This window comes from Nocardia aobensis NBRC 100429 (assembly GCF_000308375.1).
GTDB lineage: Bacteria > Actinomycetota > Actinomycetes > Mycobacteriales > Mycobacteriaceae > Nocardia > Nocardia aobensis.
Genome location: NZ_BAFQ01000164.1, coordinates 1 through 20,154 on the forward strand (window position 1 = coordinate 1; position 20,154 = coordinate 20,154).

Consider the following 20,154-nt stretch of genomic DNA (forward strand, 5'->3'; position numbering starts at 1 on the left):
CGCTGGCCAAGTCGGGCACGCCCGAGGATGTGGCCCGCGAGGCGACCGTGCTGTACGTGACCCTCGAGGTGCTGCGGATCGTGTCGATCCTGGTGCAGCCGGTGATCCCGGGTTCGGCCGGGCGGATTCTCGATCAGCTCGGTCAGACCGCGCGCACCTTCGCCGATCTCACCACGCCGATCGAGGCCGGATCGGCCCTACCCGCGCCGGAACCGGTGTTCCCGAAGTACATCGAACCGAAGTAGAAGCAGGCGACCGGAGCCGGTTATGGATGCGGATTTCGCCGAGCGCCACCGCAGCGTTCGCGCCCACGCGCTCGGCACCCCCCGGGGCCGGCTCATCGGCGCGATGGTCGAATGTGTCGGCGCCCGAGGCTTTTCCACGGTCACGCTGACCGATATCGTCGGCCGCGCCCACGTCTCACGCAGTACCTTCTACGAACACTTCGGCAACAAGGAACACTGCTTCATCGAGGCGGTGCACACCGGCGTCGAGATCATTCGTACCCGGATCGCGGAGGAACTGGCACACCTGCCCGAGGCGGTCGATCCGCGGCAGCGCATCGCCACCATGATCAGCACATTCTGTTCGGTGGTGGCGGCCGAACCGGATTTCGCGCGGCTCATCCTGGTGGAATCGCTGCTGGTCGGCGATGCGACCGCGGAGTTCCGCGATCTGGCGGTGGACCACTTCGCCACTCTGTACCGCAATTTCCATGATCAGGCACGCGCCGTCGATCCCGGAATTCCGGCACTACCGGACGAGGTGATCGCCCTGGTCCCCGACGCCATCGGCGAACGCACGCGGCGGGTACTGGTCCGTGAGGGCGCGCACCGCGTTCCCGCCATGGCGCCCACCTTCATCGAATTCGCCAATACGGTGCTGGGGCTGGCGCCGGTCGTCGCGCGCGTGTAACCGAACCGTCGGCGCGGCGGATGCCCGGCCGAGCGGGCCACCAGCGCGAATCCGGTCGAGCGGATCTGCGCTAATCCGCGCGGGCGGCCAGGACCGCGTCGTAGAGTTCGCGTCGCGAGACTCCGCCCGCCCGCGCGGCCACCCGCGCGCACGCGTCCTTGAGGCGGGTGCCGTCGGCGACCAGTTCCTCCACCTCGTCCACCAGATCGACCGGGTCGGCCGAAACCGGTTGTGCCCCTTCGACCACCACCGTGATCTCGCCGCGCGCACCCTCGACGGCCCATTCCGCCAGCTCGCCGAGTCCGCCGCGCACGACCTCCTCGTAGGTCTTGGTCAGCTCCCGGCACACCGCGGCCCGGCGTTCGGGGCCCAGCACCTCGGCGGCATCGGCCAGGCAGGCGGCGAGCCGGTGCGGGGCCTCGAAGAACACCACCGCGCGCGGCTCGGTGACCAGCGTCGAGAGCCACTGCTTGCGCTGCCCGGACTTGCGCGGGGCGAAGCCGTCGAAGCAGAACCGTTCCATGGGCAGTCCGGACAGGGCCAGGGCGGTGGTGACGGCCGAGGGACCGGGCAGGCAGGTCACCGGCAGGTCCCGCTCGATACATGCCGCGACCATCCGGTAACCGGGGTCGCTGACCGAGGGCATCCCCGCATCGGTGACCAGCAGCACGGTCCTCCCGGATTCGATCTCGTCCAATAGCAACGGAATTCGCGCGGCTTCCACATGATCGTAGAAGCTCACCACCCGCCCGGTGATCTCCACCTCGAGCGCCTTGGCCAGCGCCCGGGTCCGGCGCGTGTCCTCGGCGGCCACGACGTCCGCGCTCGCGAGGGCGTCGCGCAACCGCTGCGACGCATCACCGATATCGCCCATCGGCGTCGCCGCCAGCACCAACCGCCCGCCGTGCTCGCCCATCGCCGTCCTTTCCACCACCGGCCGACCCATCCGACCGGCCGCCACCGCGCACCCGCGCCCGGTCCGGGCAAACGCTACCCCTGGGGGTGGACCACGCCCGAGTCCGCAGGTCGGCTCACCGCCGCGCGGCCCACCGCCGCACACCGCATACGATCGGAGCGTGACCCAGCTGACCGATACGCGACCGGCGATCGGCGCGGGCCCGGCCTTGTCCAGTCCGGCGCCGCTGCGCCCCGCACCCGATTTCGGACCGACCGACCGGGCCCGGGGCTGGCTGGTCACGCTATTCCTGACGGTGGTCGCCGCGGTCACCCGGTTCACCATGCTGAACTACCCGACCGACGCCGGCACCCCGGTCTTCGACGAGAAGCACTACGCACCCCAGGCCTGGCAGGTGCTCACCGGCGGCGGGGTCGAGGACAATCCGGCCTACGGTCTGGTGGTCCATCCGCCGGTCGGTAAGCAGATGATCGCGCTGGGTGAAGCGCTGTTCGGCTACACCAGCTGGGGCTGGCGATTCACCGCGGCGATCTTCGGATCGCTGCTGGTCCTGCTGGTCATTCGCATCACCCGCCGGATGACCCGATCCACCCTGATCGGCGCGATCGCGGGTGTGCTGTTGATCGCCGACGGCCTGACCTTCGTGTCCTCACGCATCGGCATGCTCGACATCTTCCAGGCGGTCTTCGTCGTCGGCGCCTTCGGCTGCCTGATCGTCGATCGCGACGAGGTGCGGGCCCGCCTGGCCCGGGCCGACGCCGAAGGCCGGATAGCGCCCGCGGCGCGACCGACGGGCCCGGAGGCGGCAGCGCGCGTAACCACGGAGGGCACCGGGAGCGCCGCCATCACATTCAGCGTGTTCGGGCCGCGCCTGGGTGTGCGGTGGTGGCGCTTCGGGGCCGGTCTGTTGCTGGGGCTGTCGTGCGGAACGAAATGGTCGGGCCTGTATTTCATCCTGTTCTTCGGGCTGATGACGGTGTGTTTCGATGTGGCCGCGCGCAAGGCCTACGGGGTGCCGCGCCCCTGGGCCGGCACGGCGGTCCGCGATATCGGTCCGGCTCTGTATGCGCTGGTGGCGATTCCGCTGCTGGTCTACCTGGCCACCTATTGGGGCTGGTTCGCCAGCGAGGACGGTTACGACCGCTATTCGGTGGGCAATGCCGTCGGCACCTGGTCGTGGATTCCGGACGCGTTGCGTTCGCTGTGGCACAACCAGGCCGAATCGCTGAAATTCCATCAGAGCCTGACCAATTCGGCCGGTAACCATCACCCGTGGGAATCCAAGCCGTGGTCGTGGCCGATGGGCCTGCGCCCGATGCTGTACTACTACGCCGACAACGGTGTCACCGGATGCGGGCAGGCGGTCTGTGTGAAGGCCGTGATGCTGATCGGCACGCCGGCGATGTGGTGGCTGTCGCTGCCGATGCTCGCCTGGGCGGTGTGGCGTACCGCCACCCGCCGCGACTGGCGGTACGCGGCGATGCTGGTCGGCTACGGCGCCGGGCTGCTGCCGTGGTTCGCGGACCTGGACCGGCAGATGTACTACTTCTACGCGGTCCCGATGGCGCCGTTCCTCGCGATGGGCCTCGCCCTGACGCTCGGCGATATCCTCGGCCCCGCGCCGCTGGTGCGGGCCCGGTCGGGGCGGTGGTTCGCGCTGGCCGGCGAACGCCGAAGTCTCGGACTACTTCTGGTGTGCCTGTATCTGGGTCTGGTGATCGCCAACTTCATCTGGCTGTGGCCCATTCTGACCGCCCTGCCGATCACGCCGTCCAATTGGCACGACCACCTCTGGCTACCCAGCTGGCGCTGAGGTTCGATGCGGCTACGGGGTCTCGCCCAGCGCCGCCCGCACGTAGCGCAGCGCCGCCTCGTCGTCGAGCCCCAATCGGCGTACCGCCGCAACGTATTCCGTGGCCGCGCGCCCGGCCGCGTCGCGAGTCGGATCACCGGAGGAGGCGATGAACGACCCGAGCCGCCCCCGGGTCTCGAGCACACCGTCCTGTTCGAGTTCGCGGTAGGCGCGCGCGACGGTGTTCGGCGCCAAGCCGAGCCGAACGGCCAGCGCGCGCACCGTCGGAATCTTGGTTCCGGCGGTGAGTTCGCCGGATTGCACCCGGGCGACGATGCCCAGCCGCAGTTGTTCGTACGGCGGGACCGTCGATTGATGGTCGACCGGGATATCCAGCATCGGTTTTCACACCTCGTCACGCGACAGCGGGCAGGACAGGCAACGAGGCCCGCCACGCCCGGAACCCAGTTCGGATCCCGGAATGGTCAGCACCTCGATGCCCGCATCGGCCAGCCGTGTATTCGTATTCTCGTTGCGTTCATAGGCCACCACGACCCCGGGCGCCAGTGCGAGGGTGTTGTTGCCGTCGTCCCACTGTTCCCGTTCGGCGGTCACCCCGTCCAGCCCGGTGTCGATGACCCGGAGCTTGTCGATACCCATCGCCTCGGCCGCGGCGGGCAGGAACGGATCCGGGCCACTCATCCGCACCGAATCGCCGTCGGACCGGATGGTGAACGCGCGCAACGAATTCTGCACACCCGGGTACATCACCACCGCATCGCGGTCGACCATGGTGCACACGGTGTCCAGATGCATGGTGGCCCGGTTCTGCGCGATCGGCACCACCAGCACGGTGTGGGCCAGCGCATCGTCGAAGAGACTGCGCGCCAGCGCTTCCGCACCCGCCGGGGAGGTGCGCTCGCCTACCCCGATCGCGACCACGCCGGGCGAAAGCAGCAGCACGTCACCGCCTTCCATCGGCGCGGTGTGCGATTCGTAGGCCCGGCGCACGCCGAGAAATCGCGGATGGAACGCGTATACCAGGTCGGTGAGCGAGGTTTCGCGGGCGCGGGCCGGCAGCGCGAGGGATGTGATGGCCACCTTGGGCCCCACCCAGAACGAGGAGTCGCGGGTGAACAGCAGATTCGGCAGCGGTTCGATGACGAAATCGGTGCCGTGGTGCATCCGCCGCACCAGTGAGGCGGCGTTCGGTTCGAACGGCAATTCGTCGAAGGTCATGCCGGCCATGAGGATTCGCGCCAGATCCGGCGCCGGCACCGCGCGGAGATAGGTCTTCAGTTCCTCGGCCAGGGCGTAGCCGATACGGCGGGCGTCGACGGCCGCGGTGATGCCCATACTGCGTCCGGCGCCGCTGACCGCCAGCGTCTCGGTCAGCAGATCGGCGAGCAACAGCACCTCGACACCGCGACCGCGCAGCACATCGGCGAAGATCTCGTGCTCCTGCTGGGCCCGCTCCACCCAGGGAATGGCGTCGAACAACAGTTGATCGTTGTTGCGCGGCGTGAGTCGGCGCAGCTCATCGCCCGGGCGATGCAGCAGTACCGCGCGCAGCGTCCCGACCTCGGTCGTCACGGAAAACGGTCGCGCCGGGGGCACAGCCTCTGTTCCCATATCCCGACCGTAATGGGCTCCCGCCGGGTTGGCACGAAATTGTTCGCCGACCACGCCGGATCCAGCGCCGGACGCTGTCGCCGCCGCGCGGCGGCGAAGTTCACGGTTCTCGCCCGGCCACTCAAAACCTGAAGTATCGTTGAGGTATGCAGCATACGACGTGGCAAGCCAAGGAGCTCACCCCCGGCCAACTGTCGGAACGCAGCGGCGTCGCGGTGTCGGCACTGCATTTCTACGAACGCGAGGGCCTGATCGCCAGCCGCCGCACCAGCGGAAACCAGCGCCGATACTCCCGGGAAACGCTGCGCCGGGTGGCATTCATCCGGATCTCACAGCGCGTCGGAATTCCGCTCAGCGAAATTCGCAAGGCTCTCGACACCCTACCGGAGGGGCGTACTCCCAATCGGAAGGATTGGGAACGATTGTCGGTAACGTGGCGCACCGATCTCGATCAGCGGATCGAACAGCTCACCCGATTGCGCAACAGCCTCACCGACTGCATCGGCTGTGGCTGTCTGTCACTGGGCAGCTGCCGCATCGTCAACTATCACGACCGGCTCGGCGACGAGGGCCCCGGCGCGCGCACGCTGGATGTGAGCATCGACTGCACGCGGGCCGAGGGATGCGAGGAACCGACCGCGGCGGGCCGCGACAATTCCACCGCGGCGGGCCGCGAAAACCTCACGGATGCCGATGTGGCGGCGTGCGCCGAGAAGATGTGCGGGTGATTTCCGCCGAGCTCAGCGCAGGAAGCGGTTGAACTGGTCGTTGGCACGGCGCATTGTGAACTCGTAGGGCCAGGCGAACTTTCGCGCCCACCAATACCCGAACCGCACGTCGAACGAGGTGTAGACGAGGAAGCGATTCTTCTCGATGCCCCGGAAGATGGCTCGCGCGGCCTGGTCGGGTGAGGCGGCGTGCGACTGGAAACGCTTCACATACCGTTGGATTCGCGGATCGTCGCGGTCCACGCCGGCGATCTCGACGGTCTGCACCAGATGGGTGTTCACCGCGCCCGGCACCACGAGATGCACCGTGATCCCGTGCCGGGCCAGGTCGAAGCGCAGCACCTCAGATACACCGCGCAACCCGTATTTGCTCGCGCTGTAGGCCGCATGCCAGGGAAAGGCCAGCAGCCCCGCCGCCGAGGACACGTTGACCAGCGCGCCACCGCGCCCGGCCCGCACCATCTCCGGCACGAAGCTCTCGATGACGTGGATCGGGCCCATCAGGTTCACATCGACCATCGAGCGCCAGTGCCGGTGCTCGAGATTCTCGACGGTGCCCCAAGCCGAGATGCCGGCCACGTTCATCACTACGTCCAGGCTGTCGTGCCGAGCGTGCACATCCCGCGCGAAGGCGGCGACCGCCTCGTGATCGCTGATGTCGAGCGCCCGCGATTCCAGCACCTTGCCGCCGGTGCGCCCGATTTCCTCGACGGTATCCGCGAGCCCGGCGGCGTCGATATCGGTCAGGACGAGTTCGGCCCCCTGCGCGGCGGCGGCGATCGCGGTCGCCCGACCGATTCCGCTGGCCGCGCCGGTGACCAGAGTCTTCTTGCCGCTCACGGACTTCAAGCGATCACGCACGCCGTTCCTCGAATGCTCTGCGGTGTGATGCCGGTGCTGGGCCGGCATCCGGACTGACTATCTCCGTCGCCCTGGAGCATACGTGTTCCCCGACACACCGCATCCGTACCGGGCCGCACGGGCACGTCGCGGCTACGACAACCCGCGCAATACCGACAGCATCCCGGCGACCGCGACCGGCCACGGGAATTGTTCGGCCCGCGAGCGCGCCGCACGCCGTCGCTGCGCCGCCGGGCGGGCCAGCACATCGGTGACGGCCTCGGCGAAGGCGGACGGGTGATCGGCGGCCACGGCCCCGCATTCGGCGGTCACGATGTCGGCCAGCGCCGAGGAACGGCTCGCCACCACCGGGGTGCCGGCGGCCAGCGCCTCGAGCGCCGCCAGTCCGAAGGTTTCGTGCGGACCGGGCGCGAGGGAGATGTCGGCGCTGGCCAGCAGGGTCGCCAAATGTGTTCGGTCGTCGATGAATCCGGCGAAATGGACGCCGGGACGCCCGTCGGGCAACGCCGCTACGCCGCGCGCCTGCCGGACCAGCGCGTCGCGGCGCGGGCCGTCCCCCGCGACCACCAGGCGCACGTTCACCCCGCCCCGGCGCAGATGATCCACCGCCTCGATACTGCGATCGACCCGCTTCTCCATCGACAGCCGCCCGCAGTGCACCACCAGATGCGAACCACCGAGCCGCGCTCGCAAGGCCCGATCGTGACGATGCGGCGCGAACAGCTCCAGATCCACCCCCAACGGGACGAGCGCGACATTCGGGGCATCGATCCGGTCGAATTCCGCGCGGGCGAACGCGGTCGTGCAGACGACCATGTCGTAATCGGCGGCGGTGCGACGGTTGGCCACATCGGCGGCTCGGCGGGCGACCGCGGTGGGCAGCACCTGGCCGAGCAACCGGTCGAGACGCTCGTGCGAGATCATCACCGACGCGATATCCCGGCGGCGGGCCCACCGTCCGAAACCGCGCAGCGTCAGCCGGTCCGACACCTCGAGCGCATCCGGCGCCAACCCCACCAGCAGATCGGCGACGCGGCGCGGATCGGCCGCGCGATACCCGCCCGTCCACGGAATCCCCACTGCCGGCACGGTCATCCGCACGACACCGTTGGGCAGGGTTTCCTCGCCCCGGCGCGCGCCCGGCACGATCAGCACCACTTCGTGCCCGGCCGCCACATATCCGGCGCCGAGGTGATGCAGTGCGGTGCGAAGTCCGCCCGACCGCGGCCCGTAGAAGTTCGCCAGCTGAGCGATGCGCACGCGCCGATCGTCCCCGTCCCGCGAACCGGCGGGACGAACACGGGATGAATGCTCGCGAAAGCCTCAGCCAATGCCGCGTCCTCGGTCTTCCCTGTTCCCGGCGTGGGCGGAGTTCCGTACGGCGACGTCCGGTATGCGGGCGCGCGCAGCTCAGCCGGCAGCTACGACCCGGATCATGCCGTGCGCGCGCTCCGAACCGAGCCTCGACAATTCCGCCCGCACCACGATCCAGCCCGAGTGTTCGAATCGGATGCGAAATACGAATTCCCTTGCCGGAGAATCGATCTTGTCGGCGAAGACGGCCGCGAACGCCGCCCGGTAATCCCGCTGATCATCGGGATGCACGATCGGCCGTTCGGTGCTCCAGCGTTCCAGCGGCGGTGGCGGCGGACTGGCCCACTCGTACACCAGCCCCATCGCCAATTCGACGAACCCCACACCGGCATCGGGCGACCGCGACACCGCCCGGGTGATCGCCAGATCGGTATCCGGACGTGGCGGGCTGACGTCGGTGATCTCGTGCAACAGCGCGCGGGTGACATGCGCGGTCCGGGTCGAGACGGCCAGATGCGGATCCTCGCGATGCACCCGGACGACCAGTTGGAAGTTGCGCACGATCTCGTCGTCACCGCGAATCGCCAGTTCCCCCTGCCAGCGACCGGCCGGGTCGGTGCCCGCGACCACCGCGGTGTAGCCCATCCGCTCGTCGAAGCGCACCATCCGCCCGAACACCTCCGGCGGCGTGCGCACCACCCGCACGTGTTCGCGGGCGCGGGCGAAGGCGAGTTCCTCCAGGCCGGGGCCGTGGTGGGCGAGTTCGGTACCGGAATCCCAGTCCCATGCCGCGACCGCGCGCCGGGGCGGCGGCTGCTGTCCCGCGGCACCCACCCATACCTGCACCCCGTGCACGGCCCCGAACGAGCAGAAGACCGGCACCGCGATCGCGGTCCAGCCGCCCTCGGAGACGACGATCCGGCCGTCCGCCGACTCCACCGAGCCGGACGGAACGGCCGCCGCTGCCAACTCGACCGCGGTGGCCGCCAGCGCGGAGGCACCCGCCCCGAGGGAGCGTCCGGCGCGCGAAAGACTCGTCCATTCCCGGACGCGAGGCCCGTCGGCGACGATCGTCGGCCCACTCGTGGGCGCGAGTGTTTCCACCAGGAGCCATGGCGAAGCCACGGATTCGGCGACGGCCATACCCCGGGAATCAGATCCGATGCGCCCCACGGGAAACCCGCGGGAGTTCCAGGTCGAGCGGGATCCGCCCCTCCGCCAGATGCGGTTCGGCCTCGTCGGCGGGCATCGGCCGCGCGATGAGGAAGCCCTGCGCCCGGTAGCAGCCCAGCCCGACCAGGGTGCGTGCGGCCACCGCCGTCTCCACCCCTTCGCCGACCACCCCGAGACCGAACGAACCGGCAAGTCCCACAATCGATTTCACGATCGCCAGATCGTCGGTGCTGGCGCCGAGCCGCTGCACGAAACCGCGGTCGATCTTCACCGCGTCCACCGGCAGGGCCTTGAGATGCGACAGCGAACTGTAGCCGGTGCCGAAATCGTCGATCGCGATCTGCACACCCATGCGCTTGAGTCCGCGCAAGGTCACCTGCGTGCGGGTCAGATCCGAGACCACGACGTGTTCGGTGATCTCCAGACACACCGAACTGCCGTCGATCCCGTGCCGGCGCAGCACATCCTCGACACATTCCACGAAGTCCAGGCTCACCAGCTGCACCGGCGAAACATTGATCCGGATCACCACGTTCGAGGCCAGCCCGGCGCGCCGCCATTTCGCGAATTGCGCCAGGGCCGTGCGCAATACCCAGCGACCGAGTTCGCCGGCCAGATTCGTCGCCTCGGCCACCCCGACGAACGCACCGGGCGGCAGCAGTCCGCGGGTGGGATGCTGCCAGCGCACCAACGCCTCCAGCGCCACGATGCGCCCGGTCCGCAGATCCACCTCGGGCTGATAGTGCAGCAGCAGCGAACCGTCGGAGACCGCGCCGCGCAGATTCAGCTCGACGTCGTCCTGCAGTTCGAACTGCGCGCGCATGGCATCGGTGAACACCGCGACGCCGTTGCCGCCACCGGATTTCGCCGACAACAGCGCATGGTCGGCCCGGCGCAGCAGATCGGCGACGGTGGTCTCTCCCGGCATACCCAGCGCCACACCGACACTCGCGCCGCGACTCACCGTTTCCCCGCCGACCGACACCCGGCGGGTGATCAACTGCTGAATCCGGGTGGCCTCGAGTTCCGCCGCGACCGGATCCACGGGTTTGGCCGGAACGATGACGAATTCGTCGCCACCCAGCCGCGCGATCATGTCGTTCGGATCGAGATGTTCCTTCAGTCGCGACGACAGGGTGCGGATGAAATTGTCACCGGCGGTATGCCCCAGGAAATCGTTGAGCGCCTTGAGCCGGTCGAGATCGAGGAAGAAGGCGGCGACCGGCCCCGAACTGCCCGGACGCAATCGCTCCTCCATATGTTCGAGCAGGGCGCGACGGTTGGCCAATCCGGTGAGGTCGTCGTGCAGGGCGATGTAGCGCAGCCGTTCCTCGGCCACCACCCGGGCCTGCAATTGCGCCAGCAGCGCCGCGATCGCCTTCAGGACGTTGATTTCCCGGGTGCTCCACTGCCGGTCTCCCTGTTTCATGAATCCGAGTAATCCGGTCGGCTCACCGCGCGACATCGGCGGAACCGTCGCTGTCGTCACGTCGGTCAGTCCGGAACGGCGAATCGTCTCCTGATAATCGGAGAATTCCGGGGTGGGGCGGGCGATCATCGGTTCGGTGGCGTGCTCGACGGCGCGGAACACCGAATCGGCCTGTTCGAAATACACCACACGCAGTGGGTCGGGGTCGGGCACGCCCTGGCGCGGCGGCCATTCGGCGACCAGCACCGTCGCCCGCCGTTCCCGGTCGGTATGGCGGACGAAACTGAAATCGACGTCGAAGTAGTCGACAAGTTTGGCCAGCACTCGTTCGGTCGCCGCCACCATCGTCGTGGCGTCGACACCCATCAACTCCGCGGCGACCTGGGTCACCAACGAGTCGAGCGTTCGCCGAGGCACCTTGTCTCCGATCGCGCTATCCACGGCATGTCAAGGGAAGGACGTCCACGCCCCGAGCATCGATGAATCCGCCCTGAACCGACGTTAGTGTATCGACGTATTGCGATGAAATCGCGGCGAGTTCGCGGAGAGGTGCGGCGGAGAATTCGCCGAGGGCCGGCACGAGGGCCGTACGGCGGGGTCGCACAGGGTGGTCAGCAGCCATATCGTCGCAGCGCCTCCGGTGCGACATCCAGCCCAGTCATATGGTTCCTACTCTGTTGCTGCGCGGCGCGGCGCGATCTTTCGGCCACCTCCGCTCGGCACGCGGTACCGCCGGTGTCGGGTATGGCCACCTAGGGAAGTATCCGTCATCCCTCCGAAATTGACCAGACGTCCGGCAAATCTTCCGAAACCCGAGCGTGGCGCGCGGTATCGATCGAGGTCATCCAGTCGGTGTCCTGCACCACACAGAACAAAAAGACCGCCCGGTTCACATTTGGTTACCCATTGGCAACCGAATATCACACCAGAATCGAGATGAACAACTCCAACCGGTCGGGACCACGCCACACCTCGATCTCCTCGCGGTACGCGCGGGTGATCTCGGCCGACGCGGTGGCGTCGTCGACCTGAGCCCAGACGTCCTCCACCGGATCGTGATAATCACCGTTGGGTTCGAATCGGGCATATACGCCCTTCGGGACGCGAATCATCACATCGCCGACCGGCACCTCTTTGGGTGCGTGATATTCGTAGCTGACCAGCACGTTGTAATTTCCGGCCGGATCCGGCACGTAAACGGTGTACAGCGGGCCGCCGATCTCGCGATCACGCAGCCGGTCCCGCAGGAATTCGATCAGCTCACTGTTGCTGACCTTGAAACTCGGCCGGACCCGCGGCACCACCAGGCCGCCGTAGATGGCCGTGTCGCGGACCACGATCGAATACGTCATCGGGGGTCTACCGCCAGGTACAGATCGATCTTGTACGCGTGCGGATAGCATTCGAAATCCCCGGTGAAGGTGCGTTTGATCTGGTTGTGTTCCTCGGCATAGGCGATCTGGGTCCACAGGTCGGTCATGATCTGCGGAAAATTGCCGACCGCGGAGAAACGCGCATAGGCGCCGGCGGGCAGACGGGACACGATATGCCCGCGGGTCACCCGATCGAACGAGGTGCATTCGTAGCCGACGATCTGCGTGTTGAAGGTGCCCGGATCGGGTGCGTAATCGGTGTACGAGGAGGCCAGCGGGCCGCCCAATTCCTGATGCAGCACCGCGGCCCAGGCCGCCTCGAGATCACGGTCGCACAGTTCTCCGAGCGCACGTTTCGGACTGCGCACCGGTAGCCCGGCGACCCACGTCTCGTCCCGCTCGACGATTTCGAACTGCATGCAAGAACTCTCTCGATGTGATCGCGTCGGGCCGCGCAACCGGTGCTGCGGCGGACCGTCCGGCCGGAAACGCCATGCTATCAACATCGAAAGCTACGGACCTGCACGTCTGCTGCCGGGACAGCTGATCATCCGACCGGTCCGGTTCCAGCGACCTGTCGGCTTTTCGACCGACAGCCGCCCCCATCCCGAAAATCGGCGACTCTCGTCGCCGCCGCGAACACCTCGCGCCGGATCGAACGAATCGCCCACAAGGCACGAATCAGCATGTACCGGACGCCATGCCGAGTCTTGCAAACAGACAGCTATCGACAGCGGTAGGTGTGACACAACCGCAGAACGGGCAGACTCGCAAGGGCACCGACCGAACGGAGGACCGATGGTGCGTCGCACCGCCCGCAGCGAAACGCCGAACACCGCCGCGACCGCGTCGGCCGACTATCCTGACCTGGACGCCATGGACACCGCGCTCACCGACTGCCGCGCCTGCCCCCGACTGGTCGCCTGGCGCGAACAGGTCGCCCGCGAGAAGCGCGCCGCCTTCCGCAACGAAACCTACTGGGGCCGCCCGGTGACCGGTTTCGGGCCCACCGACGCCGCCATGCTGCTGGTCGGCCTCGCCCCGGCCGCCCACGGCGGAAACCGCACCGGCCGGATGTTCACCGGCGACCGCAGTGGCGACGTACTCTTCGCCTCGCTCTACACCATCGGCGCCGCCACCCAGCCCACCGCCACCCGCCGCGACGACGGCCTCCGGCTGATCGGCACCCGCGTCACCTCCCCCGTGCACTGCGCGCCCCCGGACAACAAACCCACCATCGACGAACGCGACCGCTGCCGGCACTGGCTGATCAACGAACTCGAATTGCTTTCCCCCACAATTCGTTCCGTCGTCGTCCTCGGCGCCTGGGGCTGGCAGGCACTCATGCCGGCCCTCACCGCGGCCGGCTGGCAGGTCCCCCGCCCCCGCCCCAAATTCGGCCACGGCGTCCACTACTCGATCGAACCCGCCCGCACCGGCCGCCATCGCCTCGAACTGTTCGGCAGCTACCACGTCAGCCAGCAGAACACCTTCACCGGCCGCCTCACCCCCGCCATGCTCGACACCGTCCTCGCCGAAGCCGCCACCGCCGCCGGCCTCCACCTCACCCCACCCACCCCCGAACCCAGCTGACCCCGCATTTCCCCACCTCGACCAGCCGATTCGGAATCTCCCGCCCCCACCTGCTAAAGTTCTCCTCCGTTGGCCCGGAAACGAGCCACGGGGCTATAGCGCAGTTGGTAGCGCGTCTCGTTCGCATCGAGAAGGTCAGGGGTTCGATTCCCCTTAGCTCCACCCACCGAAGCAGCCGTAGGTCATCGACCTGCGGCTGCTTCGCTGTGTGGCATTGCGCGAACACGTTGCGTGGTTGACTTGCCCGATACGTATCCGGCCGTACCCGGTTAAGGCTCGGCTAGTGCTCCGACCTGGGTATTCCGACCTTGATGGTGTGGCTAGTCTGGAGAGATGCGAGGAGTCGGAACCCCGGGTGGTTCCCGTACTCGGGCGCGGGCGGCATCAGTGGTAGCAACAGCGAGCCTCATGTCCAGGACTACTGGGGCTTTCTTTTTCGTCGGCGGACTGCTCGCTGCCGTGGTGACCGCACTGACAGGCGACGGGCCGGGTAGTCGCGCGGTCGTGTTCGGGGCAGCGCTGGTCGCGGTGTTCACCGGCATCCTGGTGTATCTGGTGGGTGAGCGGATGCCGGTGCGCGCGCACCCGATCTTGGTATCGCTCGGGACCGTGCTGATCACCATCGCTATTCATTGGCTCCCCGGCGACACCGCCGCGGTCACGCTGTCGTCGATATATGTGTTCGTTGCGTGCGATGCCGCGTTCTTTTTCAGCACGTCCGTCACCGGCCTGGAGGTCGGGTTCGCCGTGGTGTGCTGCATGGCGGTGTTGGGCACTCGCGCGCACCTGCCATGGTGGACCGGGGTGATCGCGGCCGGGGTGACCGTGATGGTCGGTGTGGTGGTCACGATCGTGGCCCGCAGAGCCGCAGAAGCCGATATCGATGTGTTCACCGGCCTGCTCAATCGGCGCGGTTTCGATCGGTTGCTGAACGCCGAGATCGCCAAGGCCGGGCGGCTCGGCCAACGCCCCGCGCTGGTGTTGGCCGACCTGGACCGCTTCCAGACGGACGACAACGGCCACCTCGACCAGCCCACCGGCGATGCGGTGCTGCAGCACGTCGCCGACACCTGGAGTGAGCTGTTGACTCCGGACCAGACGCTGGCCCGGCTCGGTGGCGACCTGTTCGCGGTGCTGCTGCCGGACACGACCGAACGGGCCGCGGTCGGGCTCACCGACCGCATGCGCGCGGCGACAACTACCGGCTGCTCCGCCGGCGTCACGTCATGGCAGCCGCGTGAACCGGCGTCGATGCTGGTCAGCCGGGCCGATGTGGGCCGGTATCGGGCCAAGCAGGCAGGTCCCAATCAGACCAGGCTGGAATCCGGGCAGCGCGTTGCCCTGGCTGAGGAACTGCGCCGGGCCATCGCGGAAGACAACAACCTGGAAGTCCGGTACCAGCCGATCGTCAGCCTGCCGCTCGGCGACAAGGTGGTCGGTGTGGAGGCGTTGCTGCGCTGGTCTTCGGCCACCGAGCCTGGCCTCAGCACGATCGAGGTGATCCGCGCCGCGGAGGAGTGCAACTTGATTGCCGACCTGGACCAGGCCGTGCTACGCCGGGCCTGTGTGGACGCAGTCACGCTGCGGGGAACTGTCGCAGATCTCGACCTCACGCTGAACGTCAATGTCAGCGGTCTGGAGCTGGCCGACAGCGATTACGGCAATCGGGTACGGAGTACTCTGCGCAGCACCGGATGGCACGCTGGGCAGCTGGTGCTCGAGGTCACCGAGACGCAGTTGGAGGCCGAGTCACCGAACGCGATCGACAACCTGAGCGCCTTGCGGAACGCCGGGGTACGCATCGCTATCGACGACTTCGGCACCGGTTACTCGTCGTTGAGCAGGCTGGCGGCCATTCCAGCGGACATCCTCAAGGTGGACCGGTCCTTCGTCGCGGCGATCACCGCGGACTCCCCCGCGCCACCGCTGCTCGGGGTGATCAAGGCGCTCAGCACCGCGCTCGACATGGAGGTCATCGCCGAAGGGGTCGAGACCGCGCACCAAGCGGCAGTGCTCACCGACCTCGGCTTCTCGCTGGTGCAGGGCTACCACTACAGCGGCCCCCAAACCGTGCAGGCGATCCTCGACGAACTCACCACGCAGCGCGGCACAGCCGCGCACAACGAGCAGTGATCACCGGCACCTGCGCCGACCGGGTTTCCGTTGCGCACACGGCTCCGCTGTGTTGGCCCCTCGCGCGGTCCTTACTGTGTCCCAGCAGTCGTTCGCTTGCCGACCGGCACGATCCGGATCACCGGGCCTTCGACCGTCAGCGGGTTCGGGTTGTGGCACGTTAGCTCCACTTTGATCGCAGGTCAGGGCGGGTTTCCTCCGCCCGAACATCACCCCGTTGGTTGAATCTTCCGACAAAGTCCCAACCAAGCGTGGGACGTCAGCTCCGCCACCAGGGTTCGCGGATATCGTCGCTCACATCCGGCGCGCAGTTGACGCCGTTGACGACCTGTTTACCGGTGATATCCCACGCTGTGATCCCGTCGCCGGAGCGGCCCAGTTCGGCGACGCGGGCGCGGTGGGTACCCGCGCCGGAGTTGACATCGCAGGTCTGCACCGTGCTCCAGGCCCGTCCATCGAGAGCGGCCACTATCCCGAGCACGGGCAGGATCAGCAAACTCAACAAGAGGGTGCCTGCCCGCGCGAGATCGGCGGCGCGCTGCAGCGCGGTCTCCGGCCGGTTGCCGCTGCGCTTGCCGGTGGCCGGGATACGCCGCCCCGTCCGATATTCCGTGACGACTGCCAGTCGCAACGCGTAACCGGCCAGCCCCGCGATCAAACCCCACATGAGGCTGTTGAACGCACCGACGATCACACCCAGACCGATCGGAACGATTGCCGCTTCGGCGGCCGTGACCGGCAGCGGCATCGCTGTGTGCCGGGCCGCTCCTCCGCGTGCGGCCGAGTAGGCGTAGGTCAGCCGGGAAGCCACGATTGCCAGGACGGTCGCGAGCAGCGGCTCTGCCAGGAAAACACCGATGACGATATCCAGCCAGTTCGCCGGGCCCATCGCGCTCAGTGCGTCCCGAGCGGCGTAGCCGCCACCGAAGGTCCAGCTCAACTCGAGCACCGGCACCGTCGCCAACACCACGATCACGACCACACGAGCAGACGAAATTCGAGGCCGCTCGCTGCGTTCTGTCGCCGTGTCGGTCACCGAACGCACGATATCGGCCCGAGTCCGCTACGCGTCGTTACCGGATACGCGAGTCATCGCCTGCGGCCTTTTTCGTTGTCCGGTGCGTCGAAGGCGAGAGCCACGAAGTGGGTGATCACCGTGGATGCTCGGGCGGGATCGATGTCGCCGCGGGCCAGTTGCAGGAGCAGGCCTTCGACGAGGGACAGGAGTCCGCGCGCGGTGGACAGCGCGTCATCGCGTGTGTGTCGGGTCGCGGGGAGGATGGCTGCGATCGCTTCCGCCAGTCGGTCGGAGCCGGCGGAGAGGCGGGCCGACATCTCCGGGTTTCGCGCGGCCCTGGTGACCACGGCCAGCCATGCCATCACCTGGATGCGCCAGCTGTCGTCGGGGTGTTGTTCCGCCGCGGGATCGGGGACAGTTCCGGGGATCATGCCCCGAAGTACTCGGCGCACAGTCGATTCGGCATCGCGCGGGTCGGCGAGGGTGGTGAGCTGCTCGACGAGCCGCTCATCGAGCATGTCGACCACTCCCCCGACGGAGTAGTCGAGAAGATCGTCCATCCCGGCGAAGTAGTGCTGCAGCGAACCGAGCGACAACCCGGCCTCCGCAGCGACCCGGCGCAGGCTCACCGCGTTCCAGCCCTCGCGGTGGGCCAATCGCCACAGCGCGGCCGCCACCTCGTCGCGTCGTTGGGTCCGATCGACGATCTTCGGCATCGCACCTCCTTTTTAGTACAGTGACTTATATCAGAGTATGCCGAAGCAAGGGAGGGCACGATGGATGTGATCGTTCGCACGGCGTGTGGGGCGGTCCGTGGCGAAGCGCGACAGGGGTATTCGGTCTTCTTCGCCATTCCCTATGCCGCACCCCTGGTCGGGGTCCGCCGCTTCCAGGCCCCGGCTCCGCCGCACCGGTGGAGTGGTGTGCGCGACGCGCGGAGGTTCGGGTCCTCGGTTCCGCAGCCGATTCTCTGGCATCCCGGCGACGATCCCGAATGCCTCACCGTGAACGTGTGGACTCCCGACGCCGGCACCTCCGGTATGCCGGTCGTGGTGTGGCTGCACGGCGGTGCGTGCATGGGCGGTACCGCGGTCACAGCCGATTTCGACGGTGCGGCCTTCGCGGCCGCAGGAGTCGTCCTCGTCACGATCAACTATCGAGTGGGCTACGAGGGCTTCGGCTGGGTCGACGACGCGCCGTGCAACCGTGGCGTGCTCGACCAGATCGCCGCGCTCGGCTGGGTGCACGACAACATCGCCGCCTTCGGTGGAAATCCGGACGCGGTAACCCTGATCGGACAGTCGGCAGGTGCGTCGTCGGTCGTGGGCCTGATGGCCGGCGATCGCGCACCCGATCTGTTCCGGCGCGGCATCGCGCAGAGTCCGGGAAAGATCTTCGTTCCCACCGACGAGGCGCGTGCCATATCGGCGATGATCACGTCGCAACTCGGCGTCCGCCCGACCACCGACGAATTGGCAGCGCTGCCGCCCGAAGCGATTCACGCGGTACAGATGGCGCCGGTGGCGGTGATGGCGGCAGAGCCGGGCCGGTGGACCCATCCGAACGCGCCGTACTCGATGATCATCGATGACGAATTGTTCGACGCCGCACCGTGGTTCGACCACCGAGTGTCCGGAACGAGCCGGGAACTCGTGTGCGGATTCACCACGGACGAGGCTCGGATGTTCACCGCGGATGTCGACCTGTCCGGCTCCGATCCCGTCGAGACCGCCCGTGCCTGCGGTCTCGACGCCGACGCGGTCCGGACCTACCGAACGGGAAATCCGGGCATCACCGACGAGGAGTTGCACGTTCTGATCCTCTCCGATGCCCTGTTCCGGATGCCCGCGCTGTGGTGCGCCGAGGCCGCCGCCGAGGCGGGAAACGACACCTACCTGTACGAGTTCGCATGGCGGAGTCCGGCACGCGACGGCGCACTTCGGGCCTGCCACGGCCTCGACGTTCCCTTCACCTTCGATACGCCCCACGGCCCGCTCGCCGGGCAGCTCATCGGACCGGAGATTCCGCCGGACTTCGGCGACCTCTCGAAGGCGATGCGCAACGCCTTCATCGCCTTCGCCGCGGCCGGCGACCCCGGATGGCCGCAATTCGACACCACCGAACGGATTCGCCGAATCTGGGCGACCCCGCCGGAGCTGGGCAGCGACACGCTGTCGACGTCCCGCCGGATCTGGCAGCGCGACCGCGCCCCCGGTCGGCCGAGCTCGGCCGACGTCTGAAAACCGGATAACTCGAAAGGCATACCCATCCGGCATCGAGCGAGTTTGATGGTGATGTGGACGGCACCACGATGTCGAGGCCGGTGAACCTGGTGGTCGGCGCCGCCGCGAAGGTCGGCGGAGCTGCCGGGCGTGTGCTGGGGTTCGGATTCGATGTCGCCCAGCACGTGCCGGGCGTCGAGCCGGTGCTCACGGAGCTCGGACAGCGGGGCGCCGAGACGCTGGAAGCCGTCGATGATCTCACCGAGCGGGTGCTAAGGGCGGTGATCGGCCGGATCGTGCGGACCGCGGTCGGTGCCGTCGACCTCACGGCGATCGTCGTCGACAACGTGGATCTCGACGCGGTGGCCGAACGGATCGATGTCGACAAGATCATCGGACGGGTCGACCTGGTCGGGCTGGCCGATACCGTGATCGACGGCGTCGATCTACCCCGGATCATCCGGGAATCCACCGATTCGATGTCCGCGGAGGCGGTTCTCGGCATCCGAAGCCAGGGGATGCATGCGGACGACGCGGTCGCGGGGTTCGTCGGAAAACTGCTCCGACGAGCACCGTCCGAATCGGGCGCGGAGTGAGCGCGCCTGCCCATCGCCCCGCCGGAATCGTGACCCGGTCGATCGCCTCGGGGGTCGATATCGCCGTCGTCCTGGCGATCATGGCCGGGATCTACCTGTGTCTGGCGTTCGCTCGACTGCTGTTCTCGCCGCAGGACTTCGCGTGGCCGGACACCGGCGCGGTCATGTCGACGGGCATATTCATCGTGGTGTCGGTGCTGTACCTCACCGGATGCTGGGCCGTGAGCGGCCGCACCGTCGGCGCCGTCATGATGGGCCTGCGAGTGGTGAGCCGCGACGGCGAACTCGTGGGATGGCCGCGGGCCTTGCTGCGGGCGGTGTTCTGCGTGATGTTCGCCGTCGGCTTGTTCTGGGTGGTGGTCGATTCGCGCCGGCATTCGCTTCAAGACATCGTTTTGCGCACCACCGTCGTCTACGACTGGCAGCCGGAATCCCATCCGGCGACGTAGATGCGCCGTG

At 67.8% G+C, this 20,154-nt stretch carries 19 protein-coding genes, 1 tRNA gene and 1 pseudogene; 10 read left to right on the forward strand and 11 right to left on the reverse strand.

Features of this window, described 5'->3' with window-relative positions:
- Both RJ03_RS21510 and RJ03_RS21515 read left to right on the forward strand, forming a co-directional pair.
- Positions 1-245: pseudogene (locus RJ03_RS21510) on the forward strand (methionine--tRNA ligase); the annotation flags it as partial.
- 22 nt (positions 246-267) lie between these two features.
- Positions 268-915: a TetR/AcrR family transcriptional regulator gene (locus RJ03_RS21515; protein ID WP_036505270.1), complete on the forward strand. Its 648-nt coding sequence runs from the start codon at positions 268-270 to the stop codon at positions 913-915.
- A 70-nt stretch (positions 916-985) separates the two neighbouring features.
- Here the strand turns inward: RJ03_RS21515 and rsmI are convergent, their stop codons facing one another.
- Positions 986-1,831, reverse strand: a complete 846-nt coding sequence (gene rsmI / locus RJ03_RS21520; RefSeq protein WP_036505274.1) for a 16S rRNA (cytidine(1402)-2'-O)-methyltransferase — start codon at positions 1,829-1,831, stop codon at positions 986-988.
- A 160-nt stretch (positions 1,832-1,991) separates the two neighbouring features.
- Between rsmI and RJ03_RS21525 the strand changes: the two genes are divergently transcribed.
- Positions 1,992-3,644, forward strand: a complete 1,653-nt coding sequence (locus RJ03_RS21525) for a dolichyl-phosphate-mannose--protein mannosyltransferase (RefSeq protein ID WP_036505275.1) — start codon at positions 1,992-1,994, stop codon at positions 3,642-3,644.
- A gap of 12 nt (positions 3,645-3,656) precedes the next feature.
- On the opposite strand, the gene RJ03_RS21530 is transcribed toward RJ03_RS21525, so the two are convergent.
- The gene (locus RJ03_RS21530; RefSeq protein ID WP_036505276.1) at positions 3,657-4,022 is read right to left on the reverse strand and encodes a GntR family transcriptional regulator; all 366 of its coding nucleotides are present in this window, start codon (positions 4,020-4,022) and stop codon (positions 3,657-3,659) included.
- Positions 4,023-4,028: 6 nt separating this feature from the next.
- Entirely contained in the window at positions 4,029-5,255 is a 1,227-nt protein-coding gene (gene arcA, locus RJ03_RS21535; protein WP_051025020.1) for an arginine deiminase, read from the reverse strand.
- A 146-nt stretch (positions 5,256-5,401) separates the two neighbouring features.
- Here arcA and soxR point away from each other — a divergent pair, with 146 nt between their 5' ends.
- A complete protein-coding gene (gene soxR / locus RJ03_RS21540; protein ID WP_083871240.1) occupies positions 5,402-5,983 on the forward strand; it encodes a redox-sensitive transcriptional activator SoxR in 582 nt (193 codons plus the stop codon).
- Between the two features lie 12 nt (positions 5,984-5,995).
- Here soxR and RJ03_RS21545 read toward each other — a convergent pair whose 3' ends face one another.
- The 6 genes from RJ03_RS21545 to RJ03_RS21570 form a co-directional block, all read right to left on the reverse strand.
- Positions 5,996-6,844, reverse strand: a complete 849-nt coding sequence (locus RJ03_RS21545) for an SDR family oxidoreductase (RefSeq protein WP_245552353.1) — start codon at positions 6,842-6,844, stop codon at positions 5,996-5,998.
- A 132-nt stretch (positions 6,845-6,976) separates the two neighbouring features.
- Positions 6,977-8,104 (reverse strand): glycosyltransferase, encoded by a 1,128-nt coding sequence (locus RJ03_RS21550; protein ID WP_036505277.1) that lies wholly within the window; start codon positions 8,102-8,104, stop codon positions 6,977-6,979.
- A gap of 150 nt (positions 8,105-8,254) precedes the next feature.
- Positions 8,255-9,262: a GAF domain-containing protein gene (locus RJ03_RS21555; RefSeq protein WP_157163470.1), complete on the reverse strand. Its 1,008-nt coding sequence runs from the start codon at positions 9,260-9,262 to the stop codon at positions 8,255-8,257.
- Between the two features lie 49 nt (positions 9,263-9,311).
- The gene (locus tag RJ03_RS21560; protein WP_051025049.1) at positions 9,312-11,126 is read right to left on the reverse strand and encodes a bifunctional diguanylate cyclase/phosphodiesterase; all 1,815 of its coding nucleotides are present in this window, start codon (positions 11,124-11,126) and stop codon (positions 9,312-9,314) included.
- A gap of 554 nt (positions 11,127-11,680) precedes the next feature.
- The gene (locus RJ03_RS21565) at positions 11,681-12,112 is read right to left on the reverse strand and encodes an effector binding domain-containing protein (RefSeq protein ID WP_036505282.1); all 432 of its coding nucleotides are present in this window, start codon (positions 12,110-12,112) and stop codon (positions 11,681-11,683) included.
- On the reverse strand, positions 12,109-12,552 hold the full coding sequence (locus tag RJ03_RS21570; protein WP_036505284.1) for a GyrI-like domain-containing protein: 444 nt from the start codon (positions 12,550-12,552) through the stop codon (positions 12,109-12,111). The genes RJ03_RS21565 and RJ03_RS21570 overlap by 4 nt, the downstream gene beginning before the upstream one ends.
- Positions 12,553-13,009: 457 nt before the next feature.
- On the opposite strand from RJ03_RS21570, the gene RJ03_RS21575 reads away from it, so the two are divergent.
- From RJ03_RS21575 to RJ03_RS21585, 3 genes are all read left to right on the forward strand, one after another.
- Entirely contained in the window at positions 13,010-13,726 is a 717-nt protein-coding gene (locus RJ03_RS21575; protein ID WP_051025051.1) for a uracil-DNA glycosylase, read from the forward strand.
- Between the two features lie 89 nt (positions 13,727-13,815).
- Positions 13,816-13,888 (forward strand) — tRNA-Ala (locus RJ03_RS21580).
- 300 nt (positions 13,889-14,188) lie between these two features.
- A complete protein-coding gene (locus RJ03_RS21585; protein WP_245552354.1) occupies positions 14,189-15,859 on the forward strand; it encodes a putative bifunctional diguanylate cyclase/phosphodiesterase in 1,671 nt (556 codons plus the stop codon).
- A gap of 259 nt (positions 15,860-16,118) precedes the next feature.
- Here the strand turns inward: RJ03_RS21585 and RJ03_RS21590 are convergent, their stop codons facing one another.
- Both RJ03_RS21590 and RJ03_RS35130 read right to left on the reverse strand, forming a co-directional pair.
- Complete coding sequence (locus tag RJ03_RS21590) at positions 16,119-16,895, reverse strand: hypothetical protein (protein WP_157163471.1); 777 nt, start codon at positions 16,893-16,895, stop codon at positions 16,119-16,121.
- A gap of 53 nt (positions 16,896-16,948) precedes the next feature.
- Positions 16,949-17,593 (reverse strand): TetR/AcrR family transcriptional regulator, encoded by a 645-nt coding sequence (locus RJ03_RS35130; RefSeq protein ID WP_051025027.1) that lies wholly within the window; start codon positions 17,591-17,593, stop codon positions 16,949-16,951.
- A 60-nt stretch (positions 17,594-17,653) separates the two neighbouring features.
- On the opposite strand from RJ03_RS35130, the gene RJ03_RS21600 reads away from it, so the two are divergent.
- Genes RJ03_RS21600 through RJ03_RS21610 form a run of 3 tightly spaced genes read left to right on the forward strand, consistent with a single transcriptional unit; the run spans position 17,654 to position 20,144 of the window.
- Positions 17,654-19,117, forward strand: coding sequence for a carboxylesterase/lipase family protein (locus tag RJ03_RS21600; protein WP_051025029.1), 1,464 nt, complete (start codon positions 17,654-17,656; stop codon positions 19,115-19,117).
- Between the two features lie 56 nt (positions 19,118-19,173).
- Positions 19,174-19,695: a hypothetical protein gene (locus RJ03_RS21605; RefSeq protein ID WP_373281720.1), complete on the forward strand. Its 522-nt coding sequence runs from the start codon at positions 19,174-19,176 to the stop codon at positions 19,693-19,695.
- Positions 19,692-20,144 (forward strand): RDD family protein, encoded by a 453-nt coding sequence (locus RJ03_RS21610; RefSeq protein WP_036505290.1) that lies wholly within the window; start codon positions 19,692-19,694, stop codon positions 20,142-20,144. Before RJ03_RS21605 ends, RJ03_RS21610 begins: the two co-directional genes overlap by 4 nt.
- Positions 20,145-20,154 lie beyond the last annotated feature (10 nt).